Annotated in this window: 16 protein-coding genes; 9 read left to right on the forward strand and 7 right to left on the reverse strand. The window is 62.9% G+C overall.

Annotation, left to right across the window (positions count from 1 at the left end):
- Positions 1-36: 36 nt before the first annotated feature.
- Positions 37-1,620 carry a transglycosylase SLT domain-containing protein gene (locus J7396_RS06795; RefSeq protein ID WP_209261204.1) on the reverse strand — a complete coding sequence of 528 codons (1,584 nt, stop codon included), beginning with the start codon at positions 1,618-1,620 and terminating at the stop codon, positions 37-39.
- Between the two features lie 292 nt (positions 1,621-1,912).
- Here J7396_RS06795 and J7396_RS06800 point away from each other — a divergent pair, with 292 nt between their 5' ends.
- A complete protein-coding gene (locus tag J7396_RS06800) occupies positions 1,913-3,418 on the forward strand; it encodes a helicase HerA-like domain-containing protein (protein WP_209261205.1) in 1,506 nt (501 codons plus the stop codon).
- 50 nt (positions 3,419-3,468) lie between these two features.
- On the opposite strand, the gene J7396_RS06805 is transcribed toward J7396_RS06800, so the two are convergent.
- Positions 3,469-4,089 carry an NUDIX domain-containing protein gene (locus J7396_RS06805; protein ID WP_057681394.1) on the reverse strand — a complete coding sequence of 207 codons (621 nt, stop codon included), beginning with the start codon at positions 4,087-4,089 and terminating at the stop codon, positions 3,469-3,471.
- 362 nt (positions 4,090-4,451) lie between these two features.
- Between J7396_RS06805 and J7396_RS06810 the strand changes: the two genes are divergently transcribed.
- Positions 4,452-5,726: a DUF4013 domain-containing protein gene (locus tag J7396_RS06810; RefSeq protein ID WP_057681395.1), complete on the forward strand. Its 1,275-nt coding sequence runs from the start codon at positions 4,452-4,454 to the stop codon at positions 5,724-5,726.
- Between the two features lie 137 nt (positions 5,727-5,863).
- On the opposite strand, the gene J7396_RS06815 is transcribed toward J7396_RS06810, so the two are convergent.
- Positions 5,864-7,330, reverse strand: a complete 1,467-nt coding sequence (locus J7396_RS06815; RefSeq protein ID WP_008577508.1) for a rhomboid family intramembrane serine protease — start codon at positions 7,328-7,330, stop codon at positions 5,864-5,866.
- A gap of 111 nt (positions 7,331-7,441) precedes the next feature.
- Between J7396_RS06815 and greB the strand changes: the two genes are divergently transcribed.
- A complete protein-coding gene (greB, locus tag J7396_RS06820) occupies positions 7,442-7,948 on the forward strand; it encodes a transcription elongation factor GreB (protein WP_209261206.1) in 507 nt (168 codons plus the stop codon).
- Positions 7,949-8,271: 323 nt separating this feature from the next.
- On the opposite strand, the gene rimO is transcribed toward greB, so the two are convergent.
- The gene (gene rimO / locus J7396_RS06825) at positions 8,272-9,648 is read right to left on the reverse strand and encodes a 30S ribosomal protein S12 methylthiotransferase RimO (protein WP_011347963.1); all 1,377 of its coding nucleotides are present in this window, start codon (positions 9,646-9,648) and stop codon (positions 8,272-8,274) included.
- A gap of 180 nt (positions 9,649-9,828) precedes the next feature.
- Here rimO and J7396_RS06830 point away from each other — a divergent pair, with 180 nt between their 5' ends.
- From J7396_RS06830 to J7396_RS06845, 4 genes are all read left to right on the forward strand, one after another.
- Positions 9,829-10,491, forward strand: coding sequence for a dienelactone hydrolase family protein (locus J7396_RS06830; RefSeq protein WP_011347964.1), 663 nt, complete (start codon positions 9,829-9,831; stop codon positions 10,489-10,491).
- Positions 10,488-10,922, forward strand: a complete 435-nt coding sequence (locus tag J7396_RS06835; RefSeq protein ID WP_008577500.1) for an HIT family protein — start codon at positions 10,488-10,490, stop codon at positions 10,920-10,922. Before J7396_RS06830 ends, J7396_RS06835 begins: the two co-directional genes overlap by 4 nt.
- Before the next feature lie 27 nt (positions 10,923-10,949).
- Entirely contained in the window at positions 10,950-11,117 is a 168-nt protein-coding gene (locus J7396_RS06840; RefSeq protein WP_008577498.1) for a DUF5668 domain-containing protein, read from the forward strand.
- A gap of 154 nt (positions 11,118-11,271) precedes the next feature.
- Positions 11,272-11,457 (forward strand): DUF5668 domain-containing protein, encoded by a 186-nt coding sequence (locus J7396_RS06845; RefSeq protein WP_008577497.1) that lies wholly within the window; start codon positions 11,272-11,274, stop codon positions 11,455-11,457.
- 21 nt (positions 11,458-11,478) lie between these two features.
- On the opposite strand, the gene dcd is transcribed toward J7396_RS06845, so the two are convergent.
- Together dcd and apbC are read right to left on the reverse strand one after the other, a co-directional pair.
- Positions 11,479-12,048: a dCTP deaminase gene (dcd, locus tag J7396_RS06850; RefSeq protein ID WP_008577495.1), complete on the reverse strand. Its 570-nt coding sequence runs from the start codon at positions 12,046-12,048 to the stop codon at positions 11,479-11,481.
- 91 nt (positions 12,049-12,139) lie between these two features.
- Positions 12,140-12,991 carry an iron-sulfur cluster carrier protein ApbC gene (gene apbC / locus J7396_RS06855; protein WP_209261207.1) on the reverse strand — a complete coding sequence of 284 codons (852 nt, stop codon included), beginning with the start codon at positions 12,989-12,991 and terminating at the stop codon, positions 12,140-12,142.
- Positions 12,992-13,326: 335 nt separating this feature from the next.
- On the opposite strand from apbC, the gene J7396_RS06860 reads away from it, so the two are divergent.
- Together J7396_RS06860 and J7396_RS06865 are read left to right on the forward strand one after the other, a co-directional pair.
- Complete coding sequence (locus J7396_RS06860) at positions 13,327-16,317, forward strand: TonB-dependent receptor (RefSeq protein WP_008577491.1); 2,991 nt, start codon at positions 13,327-13,329, stop codon at positions 16,315-16,317.
- 362 nt (positions 16,318-16,679) lie between these two features.
- A complete protein-coding gene (locus tag J7396_RS06865; protein ID WP_008577490.1) occupies positions 16,680-19,739 on the forward strand; it encodes a TonB-dependent receptor in 3,060 nt (1,019 codons plus the stop codon).
- An 895-nt stretch (positions 19,740-20,634) separates the two neighbouring features.
- Here the strand turns inward: J7396_RS06865 and J7396_RS06870 are convergent.
- A complete protein-coding gene (locus tag J7396_RS06870) occupies positions 20,635-22,230 on the reverse strand; it encodes an NAD(P)/FAD-dependent oxidoreductase (RefSeq protein ID WP_033478770.1) in 1,596 nt (531 codons plus the stop codon).
- Between the last annotated feature and the right edge of the window lie 103 nt (positions 22,231-22,333).

The following is a 22,333-nucleotide window of genomic DNA, read 5'->3' on the forward strand; positions in this document are numbered from 1 at the left end:
GGTGCGGACATCAGCAACGCTCCACCAGCGCCCGGTTCAGCGATCGCACCCCGCCAACCTGATGCTTTGCCCCGGCTTGAGCGCATACGACGGCGCTTTCAAGCCGTTGGCCTTGGCCAGCTCCTTGATCTCGCATTGGTACTTCTGCGCGACGCGACCGAGCGTGTCGCCCTTGGCGATGGTGTAGCTGCGCACTTGCTTTGCCTTGGGCTTGGCCACTGCCGGCTGTCCGGTGGCGACGGTGGTCGGGACGCCGGCCATCTGGCTGACATCGCCCACCGCCACGCTGGGCACGTACTCGGGCGCGCTGCTGCTGCGCACGATTGCGCTGTTGAGATCGGCGGTGATCAGGGTGCGCGCCAGATCCGCACGCGGGCCATTGACGCAGTAACGGGTGTAGAGGTTGACGATGCGGTTGGTGGCATTGATGACCGTGCCGGCCGGAATCCAGCCATCGGATTCGTAACGTGGGTTGAGATTGCGCAACGCACGCATGTAGCCGTCGCGTGTGCCCATGCTGCCTAGGCAGATGGTGAGTTCGTAGATGGTGGTCGACTTGGCCAGCTTGAGCGTGGCCGGCTGCGCATCGAGCTTGGGAAAGTCCACCCCGTATTGACGCGGGTGCAGGAAGATCCACGCCGCCGCGATCACCATTGGCACGTAGTCCTTGGTTTCGGCCGGGAACTGGTTATAGACGTCCTGCTCCCAGAAGCCGCGCCCGCCGCTCTGCGCGAACACGCGCGCGGCACGGCCTTCGCCACCGTTGTAGGCGGCCAGTGCCAGTTCGATGCTGCGGTTGAGTCCGGCCATGCGTTCGTTGAGGTAGGCGGCGCTGGCTTCGGCGGCGCTGCGTGCATCGAAGCGGGTGTCGAAGCCGGTGCCGTCCGGGCCCAGCCCGAAGCGACGTCCGGTGGCGGGCATGAACTGCATCAACCCGGCGGCACCAGCGCGCGAGCTGGCATGCACCTTGCCGTTGGATTCCTTGGCCATGATGCCGAACAGCAGCGCTTCTGGAAGGCCGCGCTTCTGCCATTCCGGCCACATCACGCCGCGCAGGTTGCTGTAGTTCTCGTAGCTGGTCAGCAGCGCCGGGCGCATATCGGTGAGCCAGCGCCGGATACCGGCCTGCACGGCCGGGTTGTACTGCACCATCTTGTCGAATTCGTGGCGCTGGTCGTTGAGCAGCGTGGCGGCACGCGCGGCCTCGGGCACGCCGTTCGACGCCGGACCCAGATGGTCCGGGTCGGCTTGCAGCAGCGTGTCGTCGTCTTCCGGATCTTCGGCGGCCGGCGCCTCGGCATCGGCGCGCGCCTTGAGCAGGCGCTTGTAGGTGGCCAACTGATTGGACACCAGGCAACCACGCTGCTTGATGCAGGCGTCGATGATGTCTTCCATGTCCTCCAGCGCAGCATCGCCTTCGGCAGTGCCCTTGGGGTCGGAGTTGTTCACCAGCACCAGCGCATCGCGATAGCGCTTTTCGGCGGCGGCCATGCGCGCATCGAGCGCGGCGGCCTTCTCCGTGTCGCGTTTGGAGATGGCGTGGGCGGCGGGGACGACAGACATCAGCGCCACCACAGCCAGGACAGGCCATGGGCGCAAACCAAAATGAGCGAGCGGCATCGTAGGCAGTACAGCGGAAAGGCAGGCAGGGTAGCTGCCGGGGCAACATCGGGGCAAGGCAGCGAGGCCACCGGGGTCAGTGGGCCGTTAGCTTGGTGGGCGCGGTCGATGCGTGCAGTACCTGCAAACCGGCGCACCGACGCGAACGATCGAGTGCGTCTGCGGCTGCCGCGCGGCGTGCGTGCGTCGCCCGTTCGACCCAGCCTGCCTGCCAGGATCTGCCGCGTTGCCGGTTGGCATTGCCCGCTGGGATTGCCCGCTAGAATCGGCCCTTTCCTACCGGATCAGCGCAATGGCCTCGTTCCTGCTCGGCAAAGGCGTCACCGACGACATCCCTGTAGTGCTGGAAGGACGCTTCGGCAACCGCCACGGGCTGGTGGCCGGCGCCACCGGGACCGGCAAGACCGTGAGCTTGATGACGCTGGCCGAAGGCTTCTCGCGGCTGGGCGTTCCGGTGTTCCTGGCGGACGTGAAAGGCGATGTCGCCGGCCTGGCCGTGGCTGGCGATGGCGCGCCCGGCGTGCTGCAGCGCGCCAACGATTTGGGCATGACCGACTACGCCCCGGCCGCCAACCCGGTGGTGTTCTGGGACCTGTATGGCCAGATGGGGCACCCGGTACGTACGACGGTCAGCGAGATGGGCCCCACCCTGCTCGCCCGGATTCTGGAACTCAACGACACCCAGTCCGGCGTACTCGACATCGTGTTCAAGCTGGCCGACGACCGCGGCTTGCTGCTGCTGGACCTGGACGACCTGCGCGCGCTGCTCGCGCTGGTGGTCGAAGAGCGCAAGGAGCTCTCCACCAGTTACGGACTGGTGTCCAGCCAATCGGTTGCCGCCATCCAGCGCGCCTTGCTGCGTTTGTCCCAGGACGGCGGCGAACAGTTCTTCGGTGAGCCTGCGCTGGAGCTGGCCGAACTGATGCGCGTCGCGCCGGATGGCCGTGGCGTGATCGGCATCCTGGCTGCCAACCAATTGGTGCTCAAGCCGAAGCTGTATTCCACCTTTCTGCTGTGGCTGCTGTCGGAACTGTTCGAACGCTTGCCCGAAGTGGGCGACCTGGAACAACCCAAACTGGTGTTCGTCTTCGACGAGGCGCACCTGCTGTTCGACGATGCGCCGGCGGCGCTGGTGCAGCGCATCGAGCAGGTGGTGCGCCTCATTCGTTCCAAGGGCGTGGGCGTGTATTTCTGCTCGCAGTTTCCCGACGACATTCCCGACAATATCCTTGGCCAGCTCGGCAACCGCGTGCAGCACGCGTTGCGCGCCTACACGCCGCGCGACCAGAAGGCGGTCAAGACTGCCGCGCAGACCTTCGTCGGCAATCCTAAGCTCGATGTCGCCACCGCCATCTCCAGCCTGGGCACCGGCGAGGCGCTGGTGTCGCCGCTGCAGGGCAAGGGCGTGCCGGCGCCGGTACAGCAGACGTTGATCGCACCGCCGCGCTGCCGCATGGGCGCCATCAGCGAAACCGAACGCGCGCAGGTGCGCGCGGCAAGCCCGGTCGGCACCCGCTACGACACCGCGATCAACCGCGAATCGGCTGCCGAACTGCTGGCGCGCCGCGTCGAACAGGCCGCCGAACACAACGCAGCCCCACCTGCCCGCACTCGCGAAGATGACGACGCGCACGACAGCGGCTTCGGTCAGGCGGTCAAGGACGCGGTCTTCGGCACCCGCCGCCGCCAGGGCATGCTGGAAGCGATGGCCAAGCAGACCTCGCGCACGGTGGGCAACAAGATCGGGCAGCAGATCGTGCGCGGCATCTTCGGTAGCATTTTTGGCGGGAAGCGATGATCTGCTTGATCGTCGCTGCCACGTCTCGATGGCACCGTCGCCGTGAAGGGCTACCGCGTGTTGGCGTGAACGGACTCCAACACGCCATGCAACTTGGCGTACTGCAACAGCATGATGGTCTTGGCATCGGCGATCTGCCCTGAGCCGATCATCGCCAGCGCTGCATCCAGTGACAGCTCCAGCACTTCGATCTCTTCGCCGTCTTCTTCGAGTCCGCCGCCGCCGCTGACCTTGTCGCCGTCGACGTATTCGCCGACGAAAAAGTACAGGCGCTCGGTGACCGAGCCAGGACTCATGAAGGCCTCGAATACCTTGCGCACGTTGTCGATCCGGTAGCCGGTTTCCTCTTCGGTTTCCTTGCGGATGCAGGTCAGCGCATCGTCCTGGTCGAGCAGGCCGGCACAGGCTTCGATCAACATGCCATCCGGGTTGCCATTGAGCAGCGTCGGCAGGCGGAACTGGCGGGTGAGCATCACCGTCTGCTTGGCGCGGCTGTACAGCAGAATGGTGGCGCCATTGCCACGATCGTAGGCCTCGCGCGACAAGGTCTGCCAGCGGCCGTCCTTGCGCTGGAAATCGAACGTGACCTTGCGCAGCACATACCAATTGTCCGAGAGCACATCGATGCTGCGGATGCGGACCTGCGGGTTGCCGGTGGCAGAGGGAATCAAGCGACACTCCTTGTGATGCAAGCGACGGCAGTGCCACAGTGCCACGGTTGCGGCGCGCACGGTCGCTCGTAGGGCCGCGATAGTGCGGCGGGCCACCATTTTACCTGTCGCTCAGGTTGAACCTCAGGCAATCACGCACGCACCGCGTCGAAGGTCTGCCGATGCGCTTAGGGTGCTGTCTGACACTGCATGCTTCGATGTAAGGCCGGCACTGACGCACGGCCTGGCCAGCAGTCTCCAGACCATGCCCGCAACATGTCGCCGGTCGCTGGCGATCCGGGTTCGCCGGCTTGCCCTCCCCCAATTGCGCAGCGACACGCGGCCCCGCACAATCCCTTCACATCACACGCCTGGGGAGCGTCATGGAAGACCGTTTTCGCGCACGCAAGGTGGCCGCGCAGGCTGCGCCTGCACCGTTCTGGACCCGCATTCCCGCCATCGCCACCTACCCGCTGCGTGGCTCTGCGCTGTATGCGCTGATCGCATTGACGCTGTGCAGCGCCTTGCTGGTGCTGCCGGGCATCCTGAAACTGATGATTGCCGGTGTGCTGGGCATGGCGACCTATACCTATGCCTTCGACATTCTGCGCCACACCGCCGATGGCCAGACCGATGCGCCACGCCTGGGCTATAACAGCTTCGACAGCGCGGTACTGCGCCTGATCCTGCTGGCCGTCGCGCTGGGCATCGTGATCGGCGTAGGAGCCGTGATCGCCGGCCCGTTCGGCCTGACCATCGCCTATCTGGGCACCATGCTGCTGCTGCCTGGCATGCTGATCTCGCTGGCCATCGACGGCAGCCTGCGCCGCGCGCTCAACCCCGCCGTCTCCATCGACATGGCGCTACGGATCGGCTGGCCGTATCTGGCCGCCTACGGCCTGCTCTACGTGATCCAGGGCAGCGGCACGGCAGCGGTCTTCTTCGCTACCAAATACCTACCGCCGCTCGTGCGCGAAGCGACGGTCATGGTGACCTCGATCTGGACGCTGTTCGCCAGCTTTCACCTGCTGGGGTATCTGGTGTACCAGTACCACGAGGAGCTGGGCTATGTGCCCAGTGGCGCGGATGCGCACGAACGCAGCGACCCGGACCAGCGCCTGCTCGACGAAGCGGAACAGTACGTGCGCGACGGGCATTCCGACGAAGCCTTTCAGGCCCTGCGCGGTGCGGTGCGCTCGCGCGCGGTGAGCCTGGCGGTGCACGAGCTGTATCAGCGCCTGTTGCGCCAACACCATCGCAACGACGAGCTGCGCGAACACACTCGCCAATACATCAATCGCCTGTTGCAGGAAAAGCAGGAACGGCGTGCACTCGCGCTGCAGCGCGAAGCGCTGGACATCGACCCCACGTTTACGCCGCTGACGCCCGAGCAGGCCAACCTGCTGGCCGAGCGCGCAAGGATGGCCGGGCAGTTCCAACTGGTCACCGATGGCCTGCTGGCCGCCATTGCTGCGTGGCCGCGCGACCCGATGCTGCCTGCCTGGTCGCTGGACGCCGGCGTGCTGCTGGCCGAGCGCTTCGGGCGCGATGATCAGGCGCGCGCCGTATTGCAGAACGCAAAGGATCGCTGCGACGACGAAGCACTGCGCGCGAAGCTGGACGCGGCACTGAAAGCGGTGACGATTCAGCCGGCGTGATCGGCTGAGGAACCGTTCTGCAGGTTCCAGGTAGACAGATTCCCATCAAGCTCCGACCCATGCATGCCAGCCAGCGCGACCGGCCCTTGCCCGCCCGGCGCCGCGCGGTCAAAGAGCATGCGTTGGGCAGAAACCGCTCAACCGTTTTCGAGCAAAAAGCGCGCTTTGTTGGCCTGTCCCTGCTCTGGAAACTGATCCAGCAGCTGGCGCAGCAAGCGCGTGCGCTGCGCACCGTCCTGCAGCTCACCGTGACGCAAGGCAAGCACGAACCATTGTTGGGCCAATTCATCGCGCGGCGTACTCAATTCGCTTTCCTTCAATAGACGCTCGGCATCGGCCAACAGGCCGTTACGCATGCACGCAGCGATCAGCGCCCTGCGCGCCGTCGGGCTGCAGGCAATCCTGGCCTTACTGAGTTCGGCGGCAACTGCCAGCTGGATGCGTGTCTGTTCGGCGCTATGGGTCTGCAGGGCCAGCAGCGTCTCGGCATGGCGCAGGCTGTCCTGGCTGCGCCCTGCATGACGCGCAGCGCGATAGCGCGCAAGCGCAACCTCCAGATTGTGCGGCTGCTCGCTCGCCAACTCCGCCAGCAAATGTTCGGCCTCGGCGTTTTCCATCCGGCCCAGATGGCGCTGCGCACGCTCCCAGCGATCGTCCACCGCAACCGCGTCGCCCTCCTGCATAAATTCTGGCCGAGTTTGCCGCAGCACCACTAGCAAGGCGCCCAGCAACGCACCGCTCACCAGTCCGCCGGCATGCGCCTCGAAGGCGACTGCGCCGTCGTCGCTGGATGCCAGGCTATACAACTCCCAGCCCAGCCACAGCGGCAACAGCAGGATCGCCGGGCCGCGCACGTAATTGAAGACGACGAAAAACCAATAGAAAAAACGCACCCTGCGCCTGCCCCAGACCACGCAGAACGCACCCATCAGCGCGGCGATGGCACCGGAGGCACCCAGACCGCCACCGGGCTCGCCCCAGCGCCACCACAAGCTGGCCAGGCTGGCGCCGAATCCGCCGAGCAGATACAGCACCAGGAACCAGCCACTGCCGATGGCGCCTTCCAGCAAGGTACCCAAGGCAAGCAGGAACAGCATGTTGCCCAGCAAATGATCGAAGCTGCCGTGCAGGAACGTGGCAGTCAGCATGCGCGCTGGCGACCATTCGGAACTGCGCTGCACATGGCGCAGCGTAAATATCCTGGACAGCCGCGTGTCGTAAGGCGCACGCAATGCGCGCCACTCGCGCAGACGCGCGTCGTCGTTGAACAACGTGCCGCTGCGCAGGGCGTGTTCGAAGGCGACATCGTGCATCGTCAGGTGCGCCAGATACGCGATGCGTTGCGGTTTAGGCACGCTGTCCAGCTTTGCCTGGCGTGCCGCGCGCAGCTTGGCGTTGGCGGTCTGCTGCAGGTAGCGCGCATGCGCATCGGCCTCCAGCGCGCCCAAGCCGGAGTGCACGTAGTAGTGCACGGCGCTCTCGACCAGGCTGTCGTCCTTGCGCTGGTAGCCCAGGTAGACCGCCACATTGATCAGCACCAGCAGCAGCGTCACCCAGGGGATGTTCTGTCGCGACCAGGGTTTGTGCAGCGGCATGATCAGCATGACAACATCCGTGTCTTAAGAATGGCGCAAAGCTTCGCTGTGCGGCGGCAGATGCGCAAGCACGTCATGCGCGCTAGCATCGCGGCCCCGCCGTTGGAAACTGCCTGCCCCATGAGCCGCTGGCGCCCGCCTGCCGAGAAAAGCACTGCGCTGATCACGCCCGAAGGCCATGCCCGCCTCAAGGCCGAGCTGGACGACTTGTGGCGCGTGCGGCGGCCCGAAGTGGTCCGTGCCCTTGCGGCGGCCGCCGCCGAAGGCGACCGCTCTGAAAATGCGGAATACACCTATCGCAAGAAGCAGCTCGGTGAAATCGATCGGCGTGTACGCTATCTGAGCAGGCGGCTGGAAGCGCTGCGCGTGGTGGACACCGCACCCACCGACGCGAACGCGGTGTTCTTCGGCGCACAGGTGGAACTGGAAGATGCCGACAGCGGCGAGTTACTGCGCTACCGCATCGTCGGCCCGGACGAAACCGATGCCGGACGCGGCTGGATCAGCATCGATTCGCCGCTGGCGCGCGCACTGCTGAAAAAGCGCGTGGACGACGAATTCGACGCGCACTTGCCGGCCGGCAAGCACACGTTTGTGGTGGTGTCGGTGCAGTACGTGCCGCTGTAAGGGATATACAGCGCGCGAAGCGATTCTGGCGCCGTGTATCGGCAACGGCGGTGGTCGAGGCACAGAGAACCGAACACCCAGTGCCCCAGGACTGCCGCGTGACCTGCTGATACGCTCGCGCCCCGGCCACCCTCATGCGGCGATGTCATGCCCACAGGCGATGTTGGTGCGCAGCGCGTCGTGCCGGGGGCGGCTGCGCGTCGCCAGCCTCGTCGCGCTCAGGCACGCTCCTACGGCTTGGCGTGCCCACCGCGGCATGTACGCCGACGGTTCGGCACAGTCGGGAGCGCCGACGCCATCGGCCAGCCGGCATCCTGCTGCGGCTAAACGATCTGCAGGTTCAATGTCCGCCCTGGCTGCTGCACCGCGGGGCCAGACGGCAATGCATCGCCAAACAGATCGTGCTCGTCGCTGTCGGTGATTTCCACATCGACCAGATCGCCCACCTTCAAGCCGAGCTCGCCGCCGTTCTGGATATGCACCAGCCCATCGATTTCCGGCGCATCGGCACGCGAGCGGGCCACCGCGATGTCGTCTTCGATCACATCCACCAGGCACTGCTGCACGCTGCCGATCTTGGATTCCAGGCGCAACGCAGAGATTTGCGCCTGCTTGGCCATGAAGCGCGCCAGGCGCTCGTGTTTCACTTCTTCGGGCACCTGATCCGGCAATGCGTTGGCGCTGGCGCCATCGACCGGCGAATACGCAAACGCACCGACGCGGTCCAGCTGCGCCTGATCCAGGAAGTCCAGCAAGGATTCGAATTCGGCATCGGTTTCGCCGGGGAAACCAACGATGAAGGTCGAGCGCACGGTGATCTCCGGGCACATCGCCTTCCAGCGCTGCACGCGCTCCAGGGTTTTTTCCACCGCGCCCGGGCGCTTCATCAACTTGAGGATGCGCGGGCTGGCGTGCTGGAACGGGATGTCCAGATACGGCAGCAGCCTGCCTTCGGCCATCAGCCCAATCACATCGTCCACGTGCGGATACGGGTACACGTAATGCAGGCGCGTCCACACGCCCAGCTCCGACAACCCCTCGCACAGCGCCTTCATGCGGGTCTGGTACATGCGGTCGCGCCACGGACGCTCGGCGTACTTCAGGTCCACGCCATAGGCCGAGGTGTCCTGCGACACCACCAGCAATTCCTTGACGCCACCGCGCACCAACCGCTCGGCTTCGCGCAGCACCTCATCGACCGGACGCGAGACCAGATCGCCGCGCATCGAGGGAATGATGCAGAAGCTGCACCGGTGATTGCAGCCTTCGGAAATCTTCAAGTAAGCGTAATGGCGCGGGGTCAGCTTGATGCCGTAGTCCGGCACCAGATCCACGAACGGGTCGTGACGCGGCGGCAATGCGGCGTGCACTGCCTCCATGACGCTCTGGTAGTCCTGCGGGCCGGATACTGCCAGCACCTGCGGATACGCCTCACGAATCTGCTCCGGGCGCTTGCCCAGGCAGCCGGTGACGATGACCTTGCCGTTGGCGTTCATCGCTTCGCCGATTGCGTCCAGCGATTCGGTCACTGCCGAATCGATGAAGCCGCAGGTATTGACCACCACCACATCGGCAGCGTCGTAGCTGGGCACGATGTCGTACCCCTCCACGCGCAGCTGGGTGAGGATGCGTTCGGAATCGACGAGCGCCTTCGGGCAGCCAAGGCTGACGAAGCCGACTTTAGGGTTCAGCTGGGACATGGAAGCAGGAGCCTGGGAAGCGGAGCGGCCTGGGGCCTGAGCGGGTCAATTATAGCGGCGCGGGGGCGACGCTCTGAACCGCATGCCGCGCAAGCGGGGTCATCTTAGCGGAACCCTCACCTTCGCCCCCGCCGATCCGTTCGATAATGCGCGCCTCCCCGGACTGCAGCAGGAGTTTCCATGGGTCACTGGACCACGCTCGACACCCCCGACGGCCAGGTTGCCGCCTGGCACGCCACACCCGCTTCCAGCCCGCGCGGCGGCCTGGTGGTGATTCAAGAAATCTTCGGCGTCAACGAACATATCCGCGCAGTGGCCGACGACTACGCCGCACGCGGCTATGAGGTGCTGGCACCGGCCTTTTTCGACCTGGAAGAAAAGGACGTGCAGTTGCCGTACGACCAGCAGAGCCTGCAGCGGGGCCTGGCGCTGGCCAACGCGGTCGGCCTGGAGCGCGCCGTGGAGGTGGTGAAATCTGCCGCCACCCTGCTCACCCGCGCCGGCAAGGTCGGTACGGTGGGCTACTGCTGGGGCGGCTCCGTCGCGCTGCTGTCGGCCATTCGCCTGGGGCTGCCGTCGGTCAGCTACTACGGCGGCCGCAACACCCAGCTGCTGGACGAAACCCCCAAGGCGCCGGTGATGTTCCACTTCGGCGAGCGCGATGCCAGCATTCCGCCCGAGGCGATCCAGGCCCATCGCGAGAAGCTGCCGCAGATGGAAACCTTCGTTTACCCGGCCGGGCACGCCTTCAACCGCAGCATCGACCCCACCCACTACGACGCCGACAGTGCCGAGCGCGCACTGGAGCGCACCCTGGGCTTCTTCGCGGCGCACCTGGGATGAGCGACACCGCACCGGACAGGCCTGCGGGCGACTTCCAGCTCGACCCGCGCCTGGCGGCCGATAGTGTGTTCGTGGCCGACGGGCCGCTGTCGCAGGTGCGGCTGATGGACGACACCCGCTTCCCGTGGCTGGTGCTGGTGCCACGGGTGGCCGATGTCAGTGAATGGATCGATCTGGATGGCGGCCAGCAGCGTTTGTTGCTGGCCGAAATCAACCAGCTCTCGCAGTTGCTGCGCGCCGAACCCGGGGTGGGCAAGCTCAATATCGGCGCGCTGGGCAACATCGTGCGGCAGCTGCATGTGCATCTGGTCGGCCGCCACCCCGGCGATGCCGCCTGGCCCGGGCCCGTCTGGGGCAGCGGCAGTGCGCAGCGCTTTGCGGCCGAGGCGTTGCAGCAGCATGTCGCGGCGTGGGCGCAACGGCTACGATAGGCACCTGTCTTTCAACCAGTCTCCCGCATGAAATCCAATGTCGTCGCCGCGCTGATCCTGATCCTCGTCGGCCTGCTGTTCCTGGCCAATAACCTGGGCTGGACCAATCTCAGTATCGGTCGCTTGATCGCCACCTGGTGGCCGGCCGCACTGGTTGCGTGCGGAATTGGCATGCTGTTCGGGCGCGGGAAGTAGGTCGGGCGGGGATTCGGGAGTCGGGCATCACCGCACTTGAGGCGCTCACTGGCGATGCAACATGACGACTGTCATCCGCAACTGTTGACTTCCGGCACCTGATTGACGGGCGCATCGAGCGCAGCATGGCCTCACACCAACCGAGGATGTCGCCATGAACTACCGTCTGATTCCTGCCCTGTTCCTGATCGTCCTGGGCGCGTTGTTTCTGCTGGACAACCTGGGATTGGCGCATATGGATGTGGGCAACCTGATCGCGACCTGGTGGCCGGTGTTCCTGATCGCCGCCGGTGTGCGCCAATTGCTGCGCTACCGCGAGAAGGCGGCTGTGACCTGCTGAAGGCCACGGCCGCGCCACCCATCAGGTCCGCGGCAGGGTCACGCCGGTCTGGCCCTGGTACTTGCCGCCGCGGTCCTTGTACGAGGTTTCGCACACTTCGTCGGACTGGAAAAACAGCATCTGCGCCACGCCTTCGTTGGCATAGATGCGCGCCGGCAGCGGCGTGGTATTGCTGAATTCGAGGGTCACGTGGCCTTCCCACTCCGGCTCCAGCGGGGTCACGTTGACGATGATGCCGCAACGTGCGTAGGTGCTCTTGCCCAGGCATACCACCAGCGTGTCGCGCGGGATGCGGAAATATTCCACCGTACGCGCCAGCGCGAAGCTGTTCGGCGGAATGATGCAGACATCCGATTCGATATCGACAAAGCTGCCGGGATCGAAGTGCTTCGGATCGACGATCGTCGAGTTGATGTTGGTAAAGACCTTGAACTCGCGCGAGCAGCGTACGTCGTACCCGTAGCTGGAAGTGCCGAAGCTGACGATGCGCTGCCCGGCAGCATCGTGCTTGACCTGGCCGGGTTCGAACGGCTCGATCATCGCGTGCTGTTCGGCCATGCGCTTGATCCAGCGGTCGCTCTTGATGCTCATGCGTGTTCCTTGAAGACGGAAGGCGGCGGGCCGAGCGGCCCGCGCGAAGACGGCGAATTCTACCAGCGGCCGGCATCGCCGGCCCGATGCGCTACAGCAGGGATGCAGAGATCGGGATGCTGGCGCGTGGGCGCTTGCCCAGTTCCTCGGCAAGCCGCGTCGCCGCCGCTAGGTAGGCCTTGGCTGCCACCGACTCTGGCGCGGCCACCACAACCGGCTGGCCGGCATCGCCTTGCTCACGGATTGCGATCTCCAGCGGCAACGACCCCAGCAACGGCACGCCGTACTGCGCCGCCATGCGCTCACCGCCGCCTTCGCCGAACAGATGCTCGCGGTGGCCGCAGTTGCCGCAGGTATGCACCGCCATGTTCTCGACGATGCCGAGCACCGGCACCTCGACCTTTTCGAACATCTTCAAGGCCTTGCGCGCGTCCAGCGTGGCGATGTCCTGCGGCGTGGTGACGATGACCGCACCGGCTACCGGAATCTTCTGCGACAGTGTCAACTGGATGTCGCCGGTGCCCGGCGGCAGGTCGATCAGCAGATAGTCCAGGTCGTCCCACAGGGTGTCGTTGAACAACTGGGTCAGCGCGGACGTCGCCATCGGCCCGCGCCAGATCATGGGGGTGTCCTGATCGACCAACAGGCCGATCGACATCGCCTCGATCCCGAATGCACGCAGCGGCTCGATCGACTTATTGTCCGGGCTGTCCGGCCGCCCGCTCAGGCCCAGCATTGCCGGCACGCTGGGGCCGTAGATATCGGCATCCAGCACGCCGACGCGCGCGCCCAACTGATGCAGCGCCAGTGCCAGATTCACCGCAGTGGTGGACTTGCCCACGCCGCCCTTGCCCGACCCCACCGCAATCACATTGCGGATGCGCGGATGCGGCGCCAACGTGCCCTGCACCGCGTGCGCGGCGATTCTGCGTTCGCCCGTCATGCGCCAACCGCCTGCGCAACCGCGCGCGTCGCCAAGAAACCACTTTTCGCCATCGTGTTCATCGCCTACCCGGGTTGTCGTGTGCTACCGCGAGCGACTCAAGCATCGCCTTGCGCCGCATCGAAGAGGGCGTGAGTGTACCGGCTCGATCAGACGCAGCCGCCCTGTTTGCCAACGCGACACAGACGCACGTGTAGCTCGCACGTGACATTCACTGGCAAATTTCGCAGAGATGGACACAAGATTAAAGAATTGTTACGGTCGAAAATCGGTTCAGCTGGCGCTCAGCGAACCCAACTGTGCAAGTCGAATCCCAGCAAGGAATCCGCGAAATCATGTCGAGCCGTACCTCGCAACGCACCCGTCGCCATCGCCTCAGCACTGCACTTTTCGGCGTACTAGCCGCCTCTGCGGGCAATGCTGCCGCCCAATCCGAAAATGGCGTCGCGCCTGATACGACCGATCTGGACAAGGTCACCGTCACCGGATCGCGCATTGCGCGTACCGGCTTTGTCACGCCCTCGCCCGTGACGGCCATCAGCGCCGAAGAAATCCGCGCCACCGGTGCGACCACCATCAGCGACCTGATGGCGCGTATGCCGGCACTGGCACCGAGCTACACGCTGGGCAATTCCACCCGCTTCATCGGCACCGCCGGCCTGGGCCTGCTCGACCTGCGCGGCATGGGCGTGGATCGCACGCTGGTGCTGGTCAACGGGCGTCGCCACGTAGGCTCAAGCCCAGGCTCGACTGCGGTGGACGTCAACACCATTCCGGTGGAATGGGTCGAGCGCGTGGAAGTCATCACCGGCGGCGCATCGGCGGTGTATGGCGCCGACGCGGTGGCCGGCGTGGTCAACTTCATCCTCAAGAAATCCTTCACCGGTTTCGAAACGCGCGCGCAGACCGGCCTGGCCGACGAAGGCAACTACAACCGCTCATTTGCCAGCTTTTCTGCCGGTACCGATTTCGCAGGCGGTCGCGGCAACATCGCGGTGTCCGGCGAATACAGCAAACAAGATCGTTTCGGTCGCGGCAACCGCGCCATCGGCCGCGAGTATCTGGTGAGTGTGCCCAACCCCGGTTTCGACCCCACCCGTCCGCCGAGCGAAAGCAATCCGCAAAACGTGCTCAGCGGCCCCGGTGGCAATCATTCGACCTCCTACGGCGGCACCTTCAATCTGGGCACGTTCGATTTCCGTAACCCGGCAAGCTACGGCAACCGCTATCTGTTCAACGACGACGGCAGCTTCCGGCGCAACCGTTACGACGGCACCGTGGTGAGCAACACCTCGTGCGTGGACTGCGATTTCGTCGACCTCAATGCGGTAGCCGACCTGCAGCCGGGCTTCGACCGCAAAAGCGTCAACACCATGATCAACTTCGAGATCAGCGAAAACCATCGCGTGTTCTTCGAAGGCAAGTACAGCGAAACCGATTCGGAATTCTTCGGCCAACCGGCATTCGACAGCTCGCTGCGCGTGCGCCGCCAGAACCCGTACGTCAGCCCCGAGCTCGGCGCCCTGATGGATTCGCGCGGCGCCACGCAGATCCTGATGAACCGCTTCAACGTCGATGCCGGCCGCCGCGGCGAAAACATCGAACGCAAGACCTACCGCGCGGTTCTCGGCGCCGAAGGCAACCTGACCGACAACTGGACCTACGATGTGTCTGCCAATTACGGCAAGACCACGGTGGACCGCCTCAACCTCAACAACCGCATCAATGAACGTTGGCAGGCTGGCATCGACGCCGCACGCGATGCCAGCGGCAACATCGTCTGCCGCACCACGCTGGATCCGACTGCGGTCAACCCCAACACCGGCCGCGTGTACTCGGCGCTGGCCCGCGAAGGTTGCGTGCCCTTCAGTGTCTTCGGTAACGGCGCGGTCACTCCGGAAGCGGCTGCATGGTTCAACACCACCGCGCGCTCGCAAGCCAAGATCCAGCAGACCGTATTCAGCGCCTCGGTGGCCAACAGCAACATGCTGTCGCTGCCGGCGGGCGACATCGGTTTCGCTGGCGGCGTGGAATACCGCAAGGAACAGAGCGAGGAAGTCACCGACCCGTTGGCTGCGTCGGGCGCGACCTTCCTCAACGCCATCCCGAACAGTGGCGGCGACTACAGCGTCAAGGAAGTGTTCGTCGAAAGCACCATCCCGTTGCTGGCCGGCCTGCCGGGCGTGGATCGCTTGGCGCTGGACGTTGCAGGGCGCTATTCGGACTACAGCAGTATCGGCTCGACCAAGACTTGGAATATCGGTCTTGACTGGACCATTATCCCGTCGCTGCGGTTGCGTGGCACGCTGGCACAGGCCGTGCGCGCACCCAGCATTGGCGAGCTGTACGACTCGCAGAGCGAAAACTTCGCCACCATCAACGACCCCTGCAATTACCTGCCCACCAATATCAACCGTCCCGGCACCGCCGGCGATGTGGCGTTGCGTCAGGCCAACTGCAGCGCGCTGGGGATTCCGGTGGGCTGGATCGACACCTTTACCTCCACGCGTCCCGGCGTGAGCGGCGGCAATCCGGAGCTCAAGCCGGAGCGCGCGCGTAGCCTCTCGTACGGTTTGGTGTGGCAGCCGGAATTCTTCGAAGGATTCGGCATGTCGATCGACTATTGGCGCATCGACCTGCGCGATGCCATCGGCACGGTGACCGCCGAAACCAACGCCACCCGTTGCGTGGACAACCCCGGCGGTATCGGCAACAGTTTTTGCGGCTTCGTGCAACGCGCACCATTGGGTGGCTTCACCGATCCGCAGGGGCGCATCTATCCCGAACACAGCATCATCGGGTGGCAGGCGCTCAACGAAAATCTTGCCCGTTCGCGTCGCGTAGGCGTGGATCTGGAAATGGACTACCGCTTCCAGATCGGCGGAGGCAATACCGTGCTGCGGTTCGTCGGCACCCGCCTGATCCAGTCGCGCGAATGGGTATTCCAGGACTTCCCGGCCGAATACGACGAGTACGTGACCTACGTGACCGACCCGCGCTGGCGTGCGCAGTTCCAGACCAAGTACAACTGGAACGAGTGGCGCGCATCGTGGGACATGAACTATGTGGACGGCAATCTGCGGGTGACCCCGGAGAGCTATAACAGCAACCCTGGCTCGGCCAGCCCGATCAAGAACGGCTCGTACGTCTATCACAACTTCCAGTTCGGCTATCAATTCCCCGGCTCGAAGATCGACGTATACCTGGGCATCGACAACGCCTTCGACAAGGATCCGCCGCGCAACTACTTCGGCTCGGATTTCACCTCTGCGCTGTATGACAACGTGGGCCGGTTCTTCTACCTGGGCACGACAGTGCGATTCTGATGGCCTCACGCGTGTAGAAAGAGCCCCGCTTGTCGGGGCTTTTTTTTTTGTGGTTTGGCAACGCGATGGATCATTACTCGCTGCGCAGACCACCCAACAACCTTCGAACACGCCGATTACATCAGGCAATCTGTATCGAACGTAACCATTAACTCACGAGCGCCGCTCCAGGTCGTTTGCCCAGGTGTGCAACATAACGCCACTTTGTGCCGAATTCCTCATTTTCGATGCGGATTTGGGTTATTTCATTAACAAATCATGTCAGATGCTTGCACTCGGTAGCAGGCATTCATTACGTTCGGGTTAAGGCCATCTGACTCCCCGATGACCGCCCTATCCGAACTCCAGTTGAAAGGTCAGGAATGAGCAATCAGTTTCGTCGCCAAGTCCTCAAACGCACCGCTCTCGCCGTCGTGCTCGGTGCTTGCCTAACCAACGGCGCGGTCTACGCGCAAAGCACCACGGGCAGCATTTACGGCAGCGCCCCGTCTGAAGCCGGCAGCACGATCGTCGTGCAGAGCGACACCGGGCTCAGCCGCACCATTACGGTGGATGCCAATGGCCGCTACAACCTCGGCTCGCTGCCGGTGGGTGCCTACACCGTCACCCTGAAGCGCGGCGACCAGGTCGTCGACACCCGCAAGAACGTGCAGTTGCGCGTTGGCTCAGGCACTGAAGTCTCCTTCGCCGGCGCGGCCGCATCGGGCAGCAACGCCGATGCAACCACGCTCGGTGCGATCACCGTTACCGCCGCCAACGCACCGAAGATCGATGTCAGCTCGACCAGCTCGCGCTCGGTCATTACCTCCGAGCAGCTGGCCACCTTGCCGCTCGGGCGTAGCGCCGAAGCGATTGCGTTGCTGGCGCCGGGTGCGGTGGCTGGTAGCGGCGCATTCAATAACGGTTCGCGCTCGGTGGTCTCTTTCGGCGGTTCCGGCGTCACCGAAAATGCTTATTACATAAATGGTTTCAACGTCAGCAATCCACTGAGCAATCTGGGTGGCGTCAGCCTGCCTTACGGCGCTATCGACCAGCAGGAAACCTATACGGGCGGCTATAGTGCGAAATACGGACGCTCCACCGGCGGTGTCATCAATCAGCTTGGCAAGCGCGGCACCAATGAATGGCATTTTGGTGCACAGGCAGTCTGGGAACCCGATTCCCTGGCGAGCTCGACTGGCGATGTCTGGTTCCCGAGTAACACATTGCCCGCAGGTTATGGCTACACCAACCGTACGCAGCCTGGCACGCTCTACCGCAGTGGCAAAGACAACAATCAAACCCGGACTGTCTACAGCGCGTATGCGGGCGGCCCGCTAATCGAAGACAAACTCTTTATTTTTGTCGCTGGAGAAACCGACAAGACCGACGGCGTCACCACCAACGCACGCACAAACTCTATTCAGGGACAGAACAACTACGGGTACAGCTCGCCCAAGTTTTATGGAAAGCTGGACTGGAACATCAACGATTCAAATATTTTGGAATATACGCGCATCCAAAACACTGACCGGCGCGGCGGCTACTACACCGCATTCAATTACGACGATCTGAGCACTGGGGGCGCGACGGGGACCTTCCCGGATACGTTCAAGATCACTGATAAATACGACATTTTCAAATACACTGGTTATCTGACCGATGATCTGACCCTGAATGCCACCTGGGGCCGCAGCACCCAGCACAACCGCCAGTTCAACCCGAATATTTCGGACCTTCCATTTCTCGACGGCGTCACCGAGCAAGATCCGGCAATTGTGGGTAACACGCCGATTCGCAACGGCCAGGCGACCAATCGAGCCAAGGCTGATGATCCGATCAGCAAGTCACGGAGTCTTCGTCTGGAGTTGGAATATCGCCTCGGCGATCACGATTTAACCGCTGGCGTGGACAATATGTACTTCAATGCCTACAACGAAGGCGTTCGCACGACGGGGCCAGGCTACCAGTGGATCTACGGCCGCCAGGACAATCCTACTGAAGGCATTAACCCCGAACTTGGCGTCGGTGCGCCCGGCGGACAGGGCTACTACGCGCAACGTCGGATCTTTACGACAACCACAAGCATGGCGGTCGAGCAGAAAGCCTATTATTTGGAGGACCGTTGGCAGGTCAGCGACAAGTGGTTGCTGACACTGGGCATTCGCAACGATAAGTTCACCAACTACAACAGCGACCACGTTGCCTATGTCGACAGCGGTGATCAGTGGGCACCGCGCCTTGGTGCAAGCTGGGATGTGTTCGGCGATTCGTCACTGAAGATATTCGCCAACCTTGGGCGCTACTACCTGGCGTTACCCAATAGCGTCGCCATTCGTGGAGCATCGGCCTCAACCTATACCGACGAATACTTCACGTACACCGGTATCGACGCCAATGGCGAGCCAACCGGTCTTGGAGCGATTGGTCCTGGCCCGGTCTCGAGCAATGGCGAATACGGCCAGGCGCCGGATCCCAATGCGTTCGCGCCTAGTGATCTGAAGTCGCAGTATCAGGACGAGATCATTCTTGGCTTCGAGAAAACTCTCGGCGAGAGCTGGAACTCGGGCGCCAAGGTGACCTATCGCAAACTGCAGAGTGCGATTGATGATGTCTGCGATCCTGGCAAGATGTCCGCGAAATTGGCTGCAACCGGTGGAGATGTCAGCAGCGTGAGCATCCCGGGGTGTGTCATGTTCAACCCTGGCCAGACCAATACATACAATCTTGCCAACGTCGACGGCTCAGGCTATACGCAATTGCGCATGAGCCAGTCCGATTGGGGTTTCACTGACAAAGCGCGTCGCAATTACGTTGCCGTGGACCTGTTTCTGGAACATCCGTTCGACGAAAAGTGGTATGGCCGTGTCGACTACACCTGGTCGCATAGTTACGGGAATACCGAAGGTCAGGTCAAGTCTGACATCGGTCAATCCGATGTCTCCAAGACGCAGGACTGGGATGCGGCTGAGTTGATGTATTACGCAGGCGGTAGTCTGGCAAATGATCGCAGGCATCAGTTCAAGGCATTCGGTGCGTATCAAATCGCGCCGGAGTGGATGGCATCGGCGACTGTACGTGTGATGTCGGGCACACCGATCTCCTGCCTGGGCTACTTCGGGTCGAATGAAGGCAACCCGATCGGATATGGCTCTGCGTACCACTACTGCGGTGGCCAGGCTTCACCTCCGGGCGACGCTGGACGTACCCCCTGGATCAAGAATCTGGATCTTGGCATTACCTACCGGCCTTCCTTCGCCGACCATAAGTTGGCGCTGGGACTTCAGGTCTTCAACGTCTTGAACGACCGCTCGGTAAATCGTGTTGAAAGCCGCTACAACACCGCGCCCTTCACCGTTCGCAACACCTATGGTATCGGTACCGAACCCTACAACTACAACACACCGCGATTTGTGCGTCTGACTGCAGCCTACGATTTCTGATCGCAGAAACAGGATCGCCGTGGTGGCGCTTCCGGAGCATAAACCACTTGAAAAGGCCCTGGTTTCCAGGGCTTTTTTATCCATTACCGAAGAGTCATCGCAATCACCCCGCGTGTTGATCAATCACCAAAATAAACCGCGCAACATTATGTCAAGGCGCACGCTGACCAAGCCTCCTCCTGTGTGTGTTCCAGACCTGCACAGATACAAGCCGGGAATCGCGACGCGCTAGACGCCCCCCCATCCCGGCAGCGGGCTGGAGCAGAAGAACTCCACAGCTGGCCCTGAGGTTTATTTATCTAACGCCTAACAGGTGTTCATCCAAAATCCCATAGAAGTTCAGGCTCAGTTGTTTCACACGGAAAGCGCCGGATCAAATCACACGCCTCCTCTTCTGTGAACGGCGCACTGCTTGTCAGCGAATAAATTACCGATGTATCGTTTTTAATATTGCAAGACCCTCCACCCGGTGGACAAATGACTTCACTACTGCAGCCGCCTTTAATCGTCAAAAGATATGGCGCAGAAGCACCCCCTCCTTCCCGTTGGGCATTATTGCAAAAATACGCCCACTGACCGACGGGAACGCCCTCGGTACTAAAATAGACGTAATCTATTGAGCTCTTACGGGCAGCCTGGACGTCTGCGCCAGCACATGCGAGGACAATCAACAACGCAACAAAGTTAATCTTCGTCTGACATCTCCTTTTGAATGAAACTTGCGCAATTACTGTGAGCGCATGCCATTATTATCACTCCCCAATGTAGATTTCGAATAAAGATCACATTTTTACAAGACAATTCAGTAAAATTATTTAATTTCTCAGAGGAGTGCTTACTTCAAACCAGATCCTCACTGGCGGCGAATTCGATTCAATACATGGCTGCAAAAAAATCAACCATCCAAAATCACCCGCGCCGCATTATGTCCGGGCGCACCCGTCACACCGCCGCCCGGATGGGTCCCGGATCCACACAGATACAACCCCGGCACCGCGCCGCGATAGGCACCCTGCCCCAGCAGCGGGCGCGCGCTGAAAAGTTGGTTGAGGCTGAGGGCGCCGTGAAAGATGTCGCCGCCAACCAGGCCGAAGATGCGTTCCAGATCGAGCGGGCTGAGGATCTGCCGGCCCAATACCGAGGCCGCGAATCCGGGCGCGTAGCGCTCGACCGTGGCGATCATCAGATCGGCCACCTCGTCGCGATAATCGTCCCACTGCCCGCCATCGGGCAGTTGCGGTGCCACGTGCTGGCAGAACAGGCTGGCGACATGCTGACCAGGCGGCGCAAGGGTGTCGTCCAGGGTGCTGGGAATGAGCAGTTCGACCACGGGCTCACGCGACCATCCCAACGCGCGCGCGTCATGCCAGGCGCGGTCCATGTAGTCCAGGCTCGGTGCCATGATGATGCCGGCGGTCAGGTGATCGCCGTCGCCGGGCAACGCGGTGAAGTCCGGCAGGCGCGAGAGTGCGACATTCATGCGGAAGGTGCCCGACCCGCAGCGGTAATGGGCAATACGTTCGCGCGTTGTCGCAGGCACGTCGCCTGGCCGCATCAGGCGCTGATACAGCAGTTTCGGGTTGACGTTGGCCACGATCGCGCGGGCGTGGATCGTCTCACCGCCGGTCGTGACGACACCGACTGCACGCCCCTGCTCCACCAACACGCGCTCCACCACGCAGCCGGTACGGATTTGCACGCCGTGTTCGCGCGCGCTGGCGGCCATGGCCTGAGTGATCGCGCCCATGCCACCGATGGCGTGGCCCCATGCCCCCTTGACCCCGTTGCTCTGCCCGAACACGTGGTGCAACAACACGTATGCGGTACCCGGCGTGTGGGGACTGGCGTAATTGCCGACAATGCCATCGAAGCCGAACAAGGCCTTGATCGGCGCGCTTTCGAACCAGCGATCCAGATATTCGGCCGCTGAAATCGTAAACAGGTCCAACAGCTCCTGGCGCAATGTCAGCGGCAGGCCCTGCAACTGCAGCCCGAGCTTGCCTGCCCGCCATAGCTGCGGCAATACCTGCAACCAGCCGCCATCGGTGACATCAGGCGGTGGCTGCAAGGCCAGCGCACGCAATACGTCGGCCAACTGCTCCAACCGCGCTTCGTAGGCGGGCAATGCGGCCGCATCCCGCGCTGAAAACCTGGCAACTTCCTGCGCCGTGCGCCCTGCCCCGGCAAGCAGATAGTCACCGTTCGGCAACGGCAGAAAATTGTTGAGACGTCGCGGCACCACGTGCAGGCCATGGCGTTCCAGTGCGAGATCGGCGATGACCTTGGGTTGCAGCAACGACACCGTGTACGCCGCCACCGAATTGCGGAACCCAGGATGAAACTCCTCGGTCACCGCCGCACCGCCAACCACGTTGCGCGCTTCCAACACCAGCACCCGTTTGCCAGCCTTGGCCAGATAGGCAGCGCACACCAGCCCGTTGTGGCCGGCGCCGATGATCAGTGCATCCAGGGGTTCAGAGGCGACGGGCATGCACTGGTATATAGCACCGCTCATCCGCGCCCACCATGTGGCAGCGGCAGCGTATGAGCGCCTGCCCGCCGCTAACAATGCAGCACTACGGCGGCGCGCGCGG

The organism is Xanthomonas sp. A1809 (assembly GCF_017746015.1).
GTDB classification, from domain to species: Bacteria; Pseudomonadota; Gammaproteobacteria; order Xanthomonadales; family Xanthomonadaceae; genus Xanthomonas; species Xanthomonas euvesicatoria.